Annotated in this window: 16 protein-coding genes and 1 pseudogene; 8 read left to right on the forward strand and 9 right to left on the reverse strand. The window is 58.7% G+C overall.

Features of this window, described 5'->3' with window-relative positions; translation table 11 throughout:
- Positions 1-119: 119 nt before the first annotated feature.
- The 3 genes from AC2FIB_RS18050 to AC2FIB_RS18060 all read right to left on the reverse strand — a co-directional run bounded on the left by AC2FIB_RS18050 (position 120) and on the right by AC2FIB_RS18060 (position 2,327).
- Positions 120-1,001 carry a DMT family transporter gene (locus tag AC2FIB_RS18050; RefSeq protein WP_496733553.1) on the reverse strand — a complete coding sequence of 294 codons (882 nt, stop codon included), beginning with the start codon at positions 999-1,001 and terminating at the stop codon, positions 120-122.
- A 136-nt stretch (positions 1,002-1,137) separates the two neighbouring features.
- Positions 1,138-1,551, reverse strand: a complete 414-nt coding sequence (locus tag AC2FIB_RS18055) for a Fur family transcriptional regulator (protein ID WP_496733555.1) — start codon at positions 1,549-1,551, stop codon at positions 1,138-1,140.
- Between the two features lie 71 nt (positions 1,552-1,622).
- Positions 1,623-2,327 carry an endonuclease/exonuclease/phosphatase family protein gene (locus AC2FIB_RS18060; RefSeq protein WP_496733556.1) on the reverse strand — a complete coding sequence of 235 codons (705 nt, stop codon included), beginning with the start codon at positions 2,325-2,327 and terminating at the stop codon, positions 1,623-1,625.
- A gap of 14 nt (positions 2,328-2,341) precedes the next feature.
- Between AC2FIB_RS18060 and AC2FIB_RS18065 the strand changes: the two genes are divergently transcribed.
- The 3 genes from AC2FIB_RS18065 to AC2FIB_RS18075 all read left to right on the forward strand — a co-directional run bounded on the left by AC2FIB_RS18065 (position 2,342) and on the right by AC2FIB_RS18075 (position 4,477).
- Complete coding sequence (locus AC2FIB_RS18065; protein WP_496733558.1) at positions 2,342-2,524, forward strand: hypothetical protein; 183 nt, start codon at positions 2,342-2,344, stop codon at positions 2,522-2,524.
- 8 nt (positions 2,525-2,532) lie between these two features.
- Positions 2,533-3,420: a DMT family transporter gene (locus tag AC2FIB_RS18070; protein ID WP_496842546.1), complete on the forward strand. Its 888-nt coding sequence runs from the start codon at positions 2,533-2,535 to the stop codon at positions 3,418-3,420.
- A gap of 85 nt (positions 3,421-3,505) precedes the next feature.
- On the forward strand, positions 3,506-4,477 hold the full coding sequence (locus AC2FIB_RS18075; protein WP_496733561.1) for a cation efflux transmembrane domain-containing protein: 972 nt from the start codon (positions 3,506-3,508) through the stop codon (positions 4,475-4,477).
- An 11-nt stretch (positions 4,478-4,488) separates the two neighbouring features.
- Here the strand turns inward: AC2FIB_RS18075 and AC2FIB_RS18080 are convergent, their stop codons facing one another.
- Positions 4,489-5,907: a protein adenylyltransferase SelO gene (locus tag AC2FIB_RS18080; RefSeq protein WP_496733594.1), complete on the reverse strand. Its 1,419-nt coding sequence runs from the start codon at positions 5,905-5,907 to the stop codon at positions 4,489-4,491.
- Positions 5,908-5,992: 85 nt separating this feature from the next.
- On the opposite strand from AC2FIB_RS18080, the gene AC2FIB_RS18085 reads away from it, so the two are divergent.
- Positions 5,993-6,412 carry a cupin domain-containing protein gene (locus AC2FIB_RS18085; protein WP_496733563.1) on the forward strand — a complete coding sequence of 140 codons (420 nt, stop codon included), beginning with the start codon at positions 5,993-5,995 and terminating at the stop codon, positions 6,410-6,412.
- 3 nt (positions 6,413-6,415) lie between these two features.
- Positions 6,416-7,318: a fatty acid desaturase gene (locus tag AC2FIB_RS18090; RefSeq protein WP_496733565.1), complete on the forward strand. Its 903-nt coding sequence runs from the start codon at positions 6,416-6,418 to the stop codon at positions 7,316-7,318.
- Positions 7,319-7,414: 96 nt separating this feature from the next.
- Here AC2FIB_RS18090 and AC2FIB_RS18095 read toward each other — a convergent pair whose 3' ends face one another.
- From AC2FIB_RS18095 to AC2FIB_RS18105, 3 genes are all read right to left on the reverse strand, one after another.
- Positions 7,415-7,807, reverse strand: a complete 393-nt coding sequence (locus AC2FIB_RS18095; RefSeq protein ID WP_109311685.1) for a VOC family protein — start codon at positions 7,805-7,807, stop codon at positions 7,415-7,417.
- Positions 7,804-8,112, reverse strand: coding sequence for an ArsR/SmtB family transcription factor (locus AC2FIB_RS18100; protein WP_058271873.1), 309 nt, complete (start codon positions 8,110-8,112; stop codon positions 7,804-7,806). Before AC2FIB_RS18100 ends, AC2FIB_RS18095 begins: the two co-directional genes overlap by 4 nt.
- Before the next feature lie 155 nt (positions 8,113-8,267).
- The gene (locus tag AC2FIB_RS18105; RefSeq protein ID WP_496733595.1) at positions 8,268-9,326 is read right to left on the reverse strand and encodes an anhydro-N-acetylmuramic acid kinase; all 1,059 of its coding nucleotides are present in this window, start codon (positions 9,324-9,326) and stop codon (positions 8,268-8,270) included.
- Between the two features lie 208 nt (positions 9,327-9,534).
- On the opposite strand from AC2FIB_RS18105, the gene AC2FIB_RS18110 reads away from it, so the two are divergent.
- Positions 9,535-10,803: an MFS transporter gene (locus AC2FIB_RS18110; RefSeq protein ID WP_282168146.1), complete on the forward strand. Its 1,269-nt coding sequence runs from the start codon at positions 9,535-9,537 to the stop codon at positions 10,801-10,803.
- A gap of 91 nt (positions 10,804-10,894) precedes the next feature.
- Positions 10,895-12,148 carry a tyrosine--tRNA ligase gene (gene tyrS / locus AC2FIB_RS18115; protein ID WP_496733569.1) on the forward strand — a complete coding sequence of 418 codons (1,254 nt, stop codon included), beginning with the start codon at positions 10,895-10,897 and terminating at the stop codon, positions 12,146-12,148.
- 88 nt (positions 12,149-12,236) lie between these two features.
- Here tyrS and AC2FIB_RS18120 read toward each other — a convergent pair whose 3' ends face one another.
- Positions 12,237-13,151: a hypothetical protein gene (locus tag AC2FIB_RS18120; protein ID WP_496842548.1), complete on the reverse strand. Its 915-nt coding sequence runs from the start codon at positions 13,149-13,151 to the stop codon at positions 12,237-12,239.
- Between the two features lie 103 nt (positions 13,152-13,254).
- Between AC2FIB_RS18120 and AC2FIB_RS18125 the strand changes: the two are divergent.
- Positions 13,255-13,693: pseudogene (locus AC2FIB_RS18125) on the forward strand (tyrosine--tRNA ligase); the annotation flags it as partial.
- Between the two features lie 85 nt (positions 13,694-13,778).
- Here the strand turns inward: AC2FIB_RS18125 and AC2FIB_RS18130 are convergent.
- Positions 13,779-13,965: hypothetical protein (locus AC2FIB_RS18130; protein ID WP_496733572.1), on the reverse strand; the 187-nt coding region annotated here is incomplete at its 5' end.

A 13,965-nucleotide genomic window follows, 5' to 3' on the forward strand; every position in this document is an offset into this window, starting at 1 on the left:
GTTGCATGCCTCATAACATCACAGAGCCAAAAGTAAACCAGCGATGTTACCGCTAACGGTTATATTCATGGGGATTTAGGGCTAACAGCCACGTGTTTGCGCCAACGTGCGACGATCCGTCAGGCCGCAACCGCCATTGTGCGCGCCAGCCGGCGTTCGCGGATAAAGGTGTACATGCCCGATCCGAGGATCAACGCGGCACCGGCCACCGTCATCAAATCAGGCCGTTCGCCAAACATCAGCATCCCGGCCGCGATAGAAAACACCAGCCGGCTGTACCGGAAGGGCGTCAGGGCCGAGGCCTCACCGATCCGCATAGCCGTCACGATGCCGTAATAACCCAAGACGCCAAATGCGATTGCCCCCAGATAGGGGCCAATCTGGGCGTTCTGCAGCGGAACAACTGGCTGAGCCAGAAACACCATCAGAACCGCCCCGGCAAGGGCAACGGCGATGTAGGCTTGCATGGCAACAACGGATGAAGCCACACGGACGTCCAGCTTGCGTGTAATCAAATCACGCGCGGCGATCGCAATTACGGTCGCGACAACGAACAGCGACTCGGGCTGAAACCCTTCCAGACCTGGACGAATAATCATCAGGACACCGATAAAGCCGATTCCGATGGCGCTCCAACGTCGCCAACCGACCTGCTCTCCCAAGAACAGTGCCGCCCCCATAGTCACTGCCAGCGGCATCGCCTGAAAAACGGCGGCAACGGTGGACAGCTCGACCAGCGACAGCGCAGTAACAAAGGTCAGGGCTCCTACCGCCTCGGTCCCTGCCCGCGCCAGCGGCAGACCTTTCCACGCCTCCGGATCAAAGATGCGTTTGCGCGTGGCCAATGACATCAGTACGAACACCAGCCCGCAGACCAGACCCAAGGCGATCATGATCTGACCCGTAGGTACAGTGATCGACAGATGCTTGATGAACATGTCCTCAAGCGCGAAGGCCGCCATCGATCCGATGATCAGCAAGATGCCGTGTACGTTGTTCATACGCGTGTCCGTTGAGATGGTGCGGGAAATTCCGCGACCTAAAGTCAGCAAAACCGTATCATCCGCGACGCCGCAAGCGATATTGCGACATGTTTCATGAATTGCCGTGCGGCAACCAATCGCGTTTCGTGATGGATCAGCTCTGTTTCAGCGGCACGCCGTACAGTTCCAACCGATGCCCTTTCAGCTTGTACCCAAGCTTGGCTGCGATCTTTTCCTGTAGGGCCTCGATCTCGGGATCGACAAATTCGATCACTTCCCCCGACTGCATGTCGATCAGATGGTCGTGGTGGTCCCTCTCGGCATCTTCATAGCGGGCGCGCCCATCACCGAATTCCAACCGCTCAAGAATCCCTGCCTCTTCGAACAGCTTCACGGTGCGATAGACTGTGGCGATCGAGATACCCGAATCCACCTTAGAGGCGCGCGCATACAGCTCTTCTACATCCGGATGGTCATCACTTTGCTGCAACACCTGAGCAATTGTGCGGCGCTGACCCGTCATGCGGAGACCTTTGGCTTCGCAACGGGCGATGATCGTGTCGGACATAGTGACCCTCAGAGTAGTTCGGGTTTCTGTCTTAATACGTCTGCGCCGCTGGCGCCACAGGGGATTTGCGCCTAAGCGACCTTGCGAAGATCAGCCCAGATTGGCAGGTGATCTGATGCGATATGCGCAGGCCGCGCTTTGTGGACGCCATGCACAACGGCTTCAAGCCCAGCGCCCAGCGCGATCCGGTCCAGTGCGCCCAGAGGCTGTGCAGCCGGGAAACTGGGAACCGGGGGCAAAAATCGCATGTCGGGTGCAAGATGATCGAGCACTGGCTGGCGCGACCACTCGTTGAAATCTCCGGCCCATACGGTAGGCATTTGATCCAGATCCTCATCGCAGCGCCGGAGTTGATGAATCTGCTGCCGCCGAGATGCGGGCAAAAGACCCAGATGCATCCCCATCACCCGAAGCGGCCCGATCTGGGTGTCGAACTCGACCCGAACTGCACCGCGAGGTTCCAACCCGGGCAAATCATGGTGACCGGTCGTGCGCACGTCAATTTTGTCCCCGCGCCAGATGACCGCGTTGCCGTGCCAGCCCAAGCTGCCTGCGCCGCCAAGATCGACGATCTGCCAACCCGCCTCATCCAGCATGAAATGTGGTAAGGCAGCGGGTCGCGGCGGCAACCTTTTGTCAGCCTCTTGCAGCACCACAATATCAGCCTGCATGCCTTCGATGACCTGCAAGATGCGCTGTGGTTGGCGGCGAAAATCCAAGCCCACGCATTTCTGGATGTTATAGCTTGCAATCCGCAGGGTTGATTGAGGCGACATAAGGTTCCGATCAAATGGACGAACCCCAAAGTGCCACGCTGGTGGCCGGGCGCAACCCCAGTCTTCTGCAGGAGCGGCAAATAAGAGCTTTTCGCGCTGCCAAAGTGCCCAATATTCTGGCAGGCGGCGCGATCCAGAATGCCGCGCTTGATCAACGGGGTGCCGATACTCTATCCCCGTGGAACGCGTCCAATTGAGGCCTGAAGTGGTTTCCAGCAACACACTCTCGAACAACCGCACCTGGGCAAGCATCGTTCTGGTGATCGGTGGCATGATGTGGGGTCTCTACTGGATCCCCGTTCGGTTCTTCTATGATCTGGGTCTGACCGGACCATGGCCGGGGATCGCGATGTATAGCGTTGCGTTGCTGGGGCTGGTTCCCTTCATCTGGAAAGAGAGAGGAACGCTGGCCCTGCAATGGCGCGACCTGTTGTTCAGCGGTGCGTTCACCGGCGCGGCCTTCAGTCTTTACTCCATCAGCCTTGTCTATACGGATGTGGTGCGGTCGATCCTGTTATTCTACCTCACCCCGATTTGGGGTACGATTCTGGGCCGGGTGTTTCTGGGTGAACGCCTGACTCTGGGGCGGCTTGCGGGCCTTACCTGCGGTGTCGGTGGTCTATTCGTCGTGCTGGGCGACTCGGGTGGTATCCCGCTGCCCCAAAACAGCGGCGACTGGATGGCGTTGGCCTCGGGCATGTGCTGGGCGCTGGGTACGTTGGGGCTGTACCGAACCAGTACGATCTCAGCCTCGGGTCAGGTCTTTGCCTTTGTCGCAGGCGCACTGATCCTTTCTCTGGTCAGCCTCACGGTTCTGCCCGAACCTGTGTTCCCGACAATTGTGCAGGCGGATCTTCTTTGGACCCTTCAGTTTGTGCTGCTGTCGGCCTTCTACACCTTACCCATGGTGTTCATGACAATCTGGCCCGCAACCAAACTGTCCCCTGCCCGGGTCGGTATCCTGCTGATGAGCGAGGTTGTCGTCGGCTTGGCCTCGGCCGCCGCGTTCTCGGGCGAGCCGTTCGGGTTGCGCGAGCTGTTGGGCGCTATCCTGATTGTCAGTTCTGCGGTGCTTGAAATCGTGCGGGACTAGGACAACCCGCCATCGCAGGTGTTGGCCTATCCCCTTCGAACGGGTATCTGTTGCGGAGTTTGATGCCCTATCAGGACGTTACCAGATGTCGACGCCAAATGCAGAACGCAGAAAACAGCTTGAGGGGCGCGCTCTTATCATTGCCATGGGCGGCAATCTCTTCATGGGCGCGGCTGGTATACTGGCCGGAATTTTGTCGAACTCCAATGCGATCATGATGGACGGGCTGTATTCGCTGGTCGGCTTTGGATCGGCATTCCTTGGCCGCCGTATCAGTTTGAAGATTGATGCAGGCCCCGACAAGCGACGCCCGTTTGGCTATGCAGCGGATGAGGCGATCTTTTCCACCTTCCGCTCTTTGTCTCTGTTAGGACTGGTGCTGTTCGCCATCTCGAACGCGACTAAAAACATCTACAGCTACTACAACGGCATGATGCCTGAACCGCTGATATTTGGGCCGATGTTCATCTACTTCGCTGCCATCGGCCTTACCTGCGTGCTGTTATGGGCGTTTCACTATTTCACTTGGCGGCAGACCGGGAGGGCCAGTGCAATCCTGCGGCTGGAATCCAAGGCAGCGCTGTTCGATGGTCTGTTCACGGCCGCCGCAGCAATTGGCCTTGGAGCAATCTACTTGTTCCGGGATGGGGCCCTATCGGCGATCGCACCCGTCGGTGACTCGATAATCGTACTTTTCCTGTGCATCCTAGCCATCGGATCATATCTGCGCGACTTCCGCGGCGGGCTGGGTGAGCTGGCAAACGCCACCGCAAGCCCAGAACTTCTTGCTGCTGCGCGTCGTGCCTTGCGCCCGGCAATCGCAGAGGACGGTGGCGCATTGCGGGACATGTCCGTAACCAAACAAGGTCGGACCATTTTGATCACCGTCTACTACAACCCCCTGCGCGCCATCACCGCTGACGAGGTCGACACCCTGAACCTGCGCATGGTCCGCGATGCGCGCAAGGCAATCGACGGGGCGGATGTCTACCTAATGATCTCGCAATATGCGCGGCGTTGGCCGGATGAGATCAATCCCTATCGTGATGAGGCCTGAGCGGTCGAAACTCAGGTTCCACAGAACGTGGCGTGCACCACTTCGCTGTCGGTCGGCGGACGCTTCAAATCATCCTCATCAGGCTGTTCCTCATAAGGTCGCGCCAGCACAGTGTTCAGCCTTTGGAACAGCGCATAATCGCCTTTAACGGCAGACTGGATCATCTGCTCAACACGGTGATTGCGCAGAATGAACGCCGGGTTTGCGGCGGACACTACGGCGGATGGGTCTTGCTCACGCCCCAGACGCGCGTTCCACCCTTCGGACCAGGTGTCGTACGCCGTGGGATCGGTGAACTGATCACGTGCGGCATCATCGCCCAGCGCACGGAAGGTGTTGGTAAAATCCGCCTGATTCTGCGCCATGCGTGTCAGCAGGTCCGAGATCAGCTCCAGATCGCCCTCTTCCTCGGTCACCAAACCGATCTTGGCGCGGAACCGCTTCAACCAGTTCTCCTGCAGTTGCGCAGGCATGGCGTGTACGATCTCGGTCGCCTCTTCAACGGCAGCTTCCTTTTCATCCATCTGCTGAATCAATGCCGTCGCCAATTGCGCCACATTCCAAACGGCGATGTCGGGCTGGTTGGAATAGGCATAGCGCCCCATCCGGTCGATCGAACTGTAGACCGTGTTCGGATGATAGCTATCCATAAAGGCGCAAGGCCCATAATCGATGGTCTCACCCGCGATAGAGCAATTGTCAGTATTCATCACCCCATGGATAAAGCCTACGCTCATCCATGCTGCGATCAATTGCGATTGCGCCTCCACCACCGCGCGCAGCAGGCCCATCGGGCCATCCGCGTCGGGATAGTGGCGGTCTATTGCGTATTCCGTCAGGCGGCGCAGGCTGTCCAGTTGGCCACGCGCGGCGAAAACCTGAAATGTCCCGACCCGCAGATGACTTTTCGCCACACGGGTCAGAACCGCACCGGGCATCGGCCCCTCTCGCAGCACAATCTCTCCAGTCTCAACCGCCGCCAGCGCGCGGGTCGTCGGGATGCCCAGCGCATGCATTGCCTCGGACACTACGTATTCCCGCAGCACGGGTCCCAGCCAAGCGCGGCCATCCCCCTGACGGCTGAACGGGGTCGGTCCCGACCCTTTGAGCTGGATATCCCGACGAAGACCATCTGTCCCGATCGTTTCGCCCAGCAGGACAGCGCGGCCGTCGCCAAGCTGCGGGTTATAGTTGCCGAACTGATGTCCCGAATAAAGCTGCGCAATCGGCTCTGCGCCTTCGGGCAGCGTGTTGCCAGCGAAGGCTTCAGCCATCTCCTCTACCTCCCCCGGTGTGACCTTCAATACCTTCGCCAATTCCGAGTTGAATGCGATCAGGCGTGGGGCACGCACAGGTATAGGTGCCTGCCGCGCATAAAAGCTGTTGGGAAGGCGAGCGTAGCTGTTGTCAAACGGGATCGTCAGGGTCATGCGGCAAACATATTCCTTGCGGACACGAATACCATAGCGGATCGCACCTTCCCGTGCATAATCATCGCAAAAGACAAGAGGCCCCATGACCGCTCAAGAGATCATCGACCACCTGAAACTGGAACAACACCCCGAGGGTGGCTGGTTTCGCGAAACCTGGCGCGCGGATAACGCGGGCCGCGCCACCGGCACCTGCATCTATTTCCTGCTCGCCGCTGGTGAAAGCAGCCACTGGCACCGCGTGGACGCGACCGAAATCTGGCTCTATCATTCCGGCGCTCCGTTGATCCTGTCGCTGAGTGCAACCGATGACGGTCCAGCCACCGATCACATCCTGGGCCCCGACCTTTCAAAGGGCGCACCGCAATTGATCGTGCCCGAAAACCACTGGCAGGCGGCGCGCACCACCGGAGACTATACGTTGGTCAGTTGCACTGTTTCGCCCGGGTTCCAGTTTGACGGGTTCGAACTGGCCGAGCCAAGGTTCGACATAGCGCGCGGATGATGCATGGATCACCGCGCCCTCATAGCGTCGCTGCCACCCGAGACCAAAGATCAGCTACAACGGCGCTCGGACACAGCAGGTCTGCGTCATCTTCTGGGCTACCTGGTGTTACTGTCCGCCACCAGCGCGGGTATCGCGTGGCGGGTCCCTCTCTGGCCGGTCCTGATCCTGCCACAGGGTGTCTTGTTGGTGTTTCTGTTCACGCTCAGCCATGAATGCACCCACAAAACGCCGTTCAAGAGCAGCTGGCTGAACGACGCTGTCGGACATCTTGCTTCAGTTCCAATCGCCCTGCCCTTTACGTGGTTTCGGTATTTTCACCTTGCGCACCACAAATGGACGAACCACCCGGAGAAAGACCCCGAGCTTGGCGGCAAGCCACGACCGCAGGACCGGCTGAGCCTGCTGATCTACCTGTCCGGCTGGCCCTATTGGAAAGGCATGGCACTTGTCCTGTATCAAAACGCGTTTGGTCGCATCGACGCCCCGTACTTACCTGCGCGCCAACACACCGCCATGCGGGCTGAGGCACGTCTGCTGTTGATACTCTACGCGGTCGCAGCCCTAAGCCTGCTCCTATCGCCGCTGCTCTTCTGGCTTTGGATTTTACCCGTTCTGCTGGGGCAACCATTCCTGCGCCTCTATCTACTGGCGGAACACGGGTTATGCCCACCAGTCGCCAACATGCTCGAGAACTCGCGCACCACGTTTACCAACCGGATGGTGCGTTTTGTGGCCTGGAACATGCCCTACCACGCAGAGCACCACGCCTTTCCGAATGTGCCCTTCCACCAGCTGCCTGCATTGCACGGTTGGACGCGGGAACATTTGAAATCGACTTCGGACGGATACTCGCAGTTTACAAGTAATTATGTACGAAGCGTGAAGCACCAGTCATTCAGCTAGTTGTTTACGGAAAGGCTGCCTTGAGCCCGAAGCGACCGATGCTGCGCACAGGCCGAACGGTATCTTTCGGTACGTCCGGCCAAGGAATAGGTTTGTTCAGGCGTCTTTCATCTGGATCAACTGGATCAGGTTGCCACAGGTGTCATCAAAAACAGCCATGTGAACTGCGCCGGCATCCATTGGTTCGGTGGTAAACTCCACTCCTCGGTCGGTCAGCTTCTTCCACTCGGCATCGAGGTCTTGCACCTGAAATGAATGTGCCGCGATTCCATCGGCAACGATAGCTTCCTTGAACGGGCTCGTGGCGGGGTGGTCGCTTGGTTCAAGCAGCAGCTCTGTTCCATCTGGGTCTTCTTCTGAAACAACCGTCAGCCAACGATTAGTGCCCAGTGGAATATTGTGTTTCACTTTGAAGCCGAGCACTTCGGTATAGAATTTTTCGGCCTTGTCTTGGTCGTCAACAAAGACACTGGTGACATAAATTTTCATGTCTTAGTTCCTTTCGGTTTGTATTTTGTAAGCCACGATGCCGCCACGATGTCGTCTTTGCTTACGCTCAAAGAATGCGCCTTCGTTCGCCCCTTCCATTCGACCTCGATCAATCCCGCCTTCTCTAAGACAGCAAGATGCTGGGAGACCGTCTGTCGGGACAAAGCGATTCCATCCTCTGCAACCGAAGCCGCGCATACCTCGAATAACGATTGAGCTGGCCTTTTGCTCAGATGGTCGATGATGCGACGACGGGTGCTGTCTGAAAGAGCTTTGAAGATTAAGTCTAGCTGGTCATCTGTCATAGGCCCTATATGCAGTAAGATTACTACACGTCAAGTGCAGTAATTTTACTGCATAACGACTGAAGTAGAAAAGCGGACGTTTCAGGCTGGTAAACGAACGACGGAAAAGTCCTCAAAGCGAAGTCCGGGCAATCAACTGTTAACCAACCGCCCCATTACGCAACCGAACTCACAACCCCACCACCGACCAGCGCCTTCACACCTGTCGTCCCCGGACACGACGTCGGCAGCCTGCGGGCGACGCGTGCCGCCAGATAGGCGAAGGCCTGCGCCTCGAGCATGTCGCCGTCCAGACCCACGGCCTCAACCGGTTGGACCGGACAATCCAGCGCGACGCGCAGCATCTCCATCAATACCGGGTTGTGTCTACCGCCCCCGGTGACCAACAAACGCGAGGGTGGTTTGGGGCAGTGTTCCATCCCCTGCACCACGCCTGCTGCACACATGCCGGTAAGCGTGGCAACTGCGTCCGCATCGCTGAGCTCTTGCACCAGTTTGATCATCTCGGAAAAGTCGTTCCGGTCCAGTGATTTTGGAGGCATACGGGTGAAAAAAGGTTCGGACAGAAACAGCTCGAGTGCGCCCATCTCGACGGTTCCGCCGCGCGCGACGGCTCCGTCGCGATCCATCGGCAGGCCCAGACGCGCCTGCATCAGATCATCAACCGGTGCATTCGCGGGACCGGTATCGAAAGCCAGCAACGCGCCGGAGGCTTCGGGGCCATCGAAACTGGGGTCCACATAAGTCAGGTTCCCGACACCGCCAAGGTTCAAAAAGCACAGCGGCTGGGTTGCCTCGATCCACTTGGCGCAGGCAAAGTGAAAGAACGGCGCCAACGGGGCGCCTTCGCCGCCCATCGCCACATCATCGCTGCGGAAATCCCAGACGACCGGCACGCCCAATGCCTGAGCTAGCCCTTTCCCGTCGCCCACCTGCAACGTCCCACGCCCACTTGGTTCATGAGCGAGAGTTTGACCGTGCACACCGATCAGGTCGACCTCATCGAATTCAGACAGCGCCTCGGCATGGGCCAAGGTGACAAGCTCTGCAGCGGCATCCACGTCCGGCCCGTGCCACTGCCCTAAAGCGGCGCGCAGAACCGCACGCTCTTCATCGGAGTAGGCACGATACCCACTTGGACCAAATCCCAAAATCTGGTGCCCGTCCGTTTCGACGACCGCGGCATCCACCCCATCCATCGATGTGCCGGACATCGCGCCCAAAACCCTGATCGCACCTGTTCGTTTGATGGCCCGCCCCACGCGTATCTCTCCTGCCGAACTCCGCGGTACCGTCATGGTTGATCGGTACAGTCTGTTTAACCTGCCCGTTCAGCTAAACCCAAGGCAAGCCAGATCATACGAGGGTCGCGCTTTTTCCCGACAATTTGGTATAAGGAACACAAATCAGTTTTAGGTACATATGGCAGACACATACTCGCAGAAACAACCATCCGAAGGCCGGAACTATTTTCTGATCTTCTGGTCCGGCGCTCTGGCCACGATCGGAGGGCAGTTGATCAACCCAAATCTGGTGCTGCCGTTCCTGTATCTGGCTCTGGGCGCGCCAACGTTTTTTGCAGGAATGCTTCTGCCCTTTGTCACCGGATCGCGCCTGATTGCCGAGATCTTTGTTGCGCCCTTCATCAATCGGGCAACCCGCGCCAAGCTGGCCGTCTACGCACCGAACCTTTTGACGGCCGCAGTATTGGCGGCGGTAGCCCTGTTTTCAACAAAACTGCCCAGTGTGATGATCGTACTGCTGTTCCTGACCACCGCGATGGTCCTGGGATTGTGCCAGGGGATCACCAGCCTTGGAACCAGCCAGATCTACGGCATTTCAGTCCCCGAAGCGAAACGGAACCGGATGGTGTTTGCGCAGGCCACCATCTCGGGCGTTTTGGCCATCATCGTCGTTCTGATCACGCGCGACCTGTTGTCCGGGGACCAACCGATGCAGCGCCACATCGTCGTTCTGTGGTGCGGCGTGATTGCCATGTTTGCCGCAGGTGTTGCCTTTGCAGGGGTGCGACTGCTTGAGGATGAACAGCGCGCCCCATTGCCGGAGCCGAAGAAAAAACCCAAGCCCTTGGCCGAGTTGGCGACCGGATTCAAAACCGGCATGGCCTATCCCTGGTATCGCAAGTTTCTTTCGGCCCGACTGATCTTTGTGTCGGTCGAGCTGGCGATGCCCTTCTACACGATCCATGCTGCGACGCTGCATATGGGGACCAAGCATTCACTCAGCTATTTTGTCATAGGGGCCAGCCTTGGAATGGTGATCGGCTCGCTTCTGTGGGGATGGCTCAGCGATCGTGTCTCGGTCAAACCTGTGATGTGGCTGGGGTGCATGATCGCCGCAATCTCGGCTCTGATGGCGCTTGGCTTTACGTTCCTCGGCTACGCTCAGAACGTCTGGGTCTACGCGCTGGTGATCCTGCTGCTATCGCTGGGCGGGAATGGGGTGATCTATGGGCGCTACCTGTATCTCATTCAGATGAGTGTCGAAAAAGAGCGCCCCTACCTGGTTGCACTAGGGGATGTTAGCGCTGGCCTCGTAGGAATTGTTTTTGCTGCGATCCTTGGCGCAGTCGCACATCTGCATGATCCGATCACGCCGATTGTTGTCCTTGTGGTGTTGAACACCATCGCAATGTTCTATGCCTTCCGCCTGCCCCCGGTCAAAAGCTGACACAGCCCGCGTTTTCTTGGAAATGGTGCCTTTTCCTTACCCAGTGCGCCGCCTATACAGTGCCCCGCAACATAAACCCAAAGGGCACGATATGACCTACCACCCCAAATCGGATTTCATCGCCACGATGATCGAGCGCGGCTTTCTCGCCGACTGCACCGATTATCAGGGCCTTGACGAGGCGCTGATCAGTGGGTGCAAACCGGCATATATCGGCTTTGATGCGACGGCCAAGTCGTTGCATGTGGGCAGCCTGATCCAGATCATGATGCTGCGCTGGTTCCAGAAGACCGGCCACCAGCCAATCACTCTGATGGGCGGCGGCACCACCAAGGTGGGCGACCCGTCGTTCCGTGCGGATGAACGCCCCCTGCTGGGCCCCGAACAGATCGACGAGAACATTGCAGGCATCAAAAAGGTGTTCTCGGCCTATATCGACTATGACAGCGATGCCGAAAACAAGGCTTTGATGCTGAACAATGCCGAATGGCTGGATGGCCTGAACTACCTCGATTTCCTGCGCGATATCGGGCGCCATTTCTCGGTCAACCGGATGCTGGCGTTTGAATCGGTGAAATCACGGTTGGATCGCGAGCAATCGTTGAGCTTCCTTGAATTCAACTACATGATCCTGCAGGCCTATGACTTCCTTGAGCTGAACCGCCGCTATGGCTGCGTTCTACAGATGGGTGGAAGTGACCAGTGGGGCAACATCGTCAACGGTATCGACCTGACGCGTCGGGTGCTGGATCACGAGATCTACGGCCTGACGTCGCCCCTGCTGACCACCAGCGACGGCAAGAAGATGGGCAAGTCGCAGGACGGTGCGGTCTGGCTGAACGCAGAAATGCGCTCGCCTTACGAATTCTGGCAGTTCTGGAGGAATACGACTGACGCGGATGTCGGCCGTTTCCTTAAGCTTTACACCGAAATGCCGGTGGATGAGTGTGACCGACTGGGCGCTCTGCAGGGGTCCGAAATCAACGAAGCCAAAATCCGTCTTGCCAACGAGGTCACCGCCCTGCTGCACGGAACTGAGGCTGCGGCCAATGCCGAAGCCACGGCGCGGGAAGTGTTCGAAAAGGGCGGCGTTGGGGATGATCTCCCGACCCTTACCCTCAGCGCGGATGAACTGGGTGACGGGATGTCCATCGTGCAGGTCATCGTGAAATCGGGTCTGGCAAAGTCCGGTAAAGAGGCCAAACGCCTGATCGCAGAAAACGGTGCCAAGCTGGATGACGCTCCGTTGACGGATGCCGGGTTGATGATCGACGCGGGTGCTCTGTCGTCACCAATCAAGCTGAGCGCAGGTAAGAAGCGCCACGCGTTGGTTCAACTGGGCTGACCTACAGCCTCATTCGATACGACTAACGGCCACCCAATCGGGTGGCCGTTTTCATTTATTAAACTGCTATCGGCGAGCCTGTGCGGAGTTACCGCTTTCCGCCATTGTTACCGCCGTTGCCGTGACCGCCACCATGGCCGCCGCCATTATTGCCGCCGTTGCCGTGGCCACCACCATGGCCGCCGCCATTGTTGCCGCCGTTACCATTGCCGCCACCGTGACCACCGCCGTTGTTACCGCCGTTGCCATTGCCGCCACCGTGACCGCCGCCGTTGTTACCGCCGTTGCCATTGCCGCCGCCATTACCGCCGCCGCCATTGCCACCGCCGTTGCCTTCACCAGGGCCGTCACCACCGCCACCATCACCGGGGCCGTCGCCGCCACCACCATCACCGGGGCCGTCGCCGCCACCGCCATCACCGGGGCCGTCGCCGCCACCGCCATCACCGGGGCCGTCACCGCCGCCGCCATCACCTGGGCCGTCGCCGCCACCGCCATCACCGGGGCCGTCGCCGCCACCACCATCACCGGGGCCGTCACCGCCACCGCCATCACCGGGGCCGTCACCGCCACCGCCATCACCGGGGCCGTCACCGCCGCCGCCGTTGCCCGGGCCGTCATTGCCACCGCCTTCGCCGTTTTCGCCTCTGTTGCCCGTGTCAACCTCGGCAAACTGATCGCCGCTCCGGTCTTCTCCGCGGTTAAAGAACCCAGCGACCGAACTGGTCGGCAGATCGGTCAGCAATGACGCCAGTCCGGGGCATTGCGCGCTGGTGTTACGCAGAGTTGTTGCAAAATCCGACCGGTTCTGCAGGCGCTTCAGGAAACTCGGAGTTACATGTGTGCAGTCACACATCGTCGTATAGTCGCCCTTGTTGGCAGCATCCCGCGCCGTTCTCCAATCGCACGCCTCGGTGGATGCGCTTGCGCTGCTTGCCACCAAAGCCCCCATAAACGGGGCTGCGACCAATACCGCCAGCCCGGATTTTGTCCTGGTCTTCATAATATAGCTCTCCTTACTCGCTAACCGGCGACCCCTCGACGCCTCACGCCATTGCATCTCGATATGAGACCTGTGCATTAAGCTCAGTTAAATGTCTTCTGAGGATGTTGGCCGTTTCCTGAAGCTTTACACCGAAATGCCGTTGGATGAGTGCGACCGTCTTAGCGCGCTGCAAGGGCCCGAGATCAACGAGGCCAAATCCGCCTCGCCAACGAAGTCACCACCCTGCTGCACGGTGCGAAGCGGCCGCGACTGCAGAGGCGACCGCGCGTGAAGTGTTCGAAAAGGACGGGGTCGGGGACGATCTTTCGACCCTGACCCTAACTGAAGTTAATCTGCCAATCTCGATTATACATTTGATCGTCAAGACCGTCCTAGCGAAAACCGGCAAAGAGGCCAAGCGCCTGATTGCAGAGAAAGGTGCCAAATTGGACGATGCTCCACTGACTGATGCCGGCCTGATGATCGAAGCAGGCGACTTGTCATCGCCGATCAAACTCAGCGCGGGCAAGAATCGGCGCGCGCTGGTGCAGCAAGGCTAATCTAGGCATGACAAAAGGAGAGCGGCCACCTGATCGGGTGGCCGCTCTCCTTTGATAAACTGAAAAGTTTCGCAGATGATTGACCTCAGGTTTTAGTCCCAGGCCCACTCCCGTTTCCGGGACCATCGCCTGGGTCGCCACCAGGACCACCGTCGTCACCAGGACCACCGTCGCCACCAGGACCGCCGTCGCCACCAGGACCGCCGTCGCCATCAGGACCGCCGTCGCCATCAGGACCGCCGTCGCCATCAGGACCGCCGTCGCCATCAGGA

This window comes from Ruegeria sp. YTSA072 (assembly GCF_059610285.1).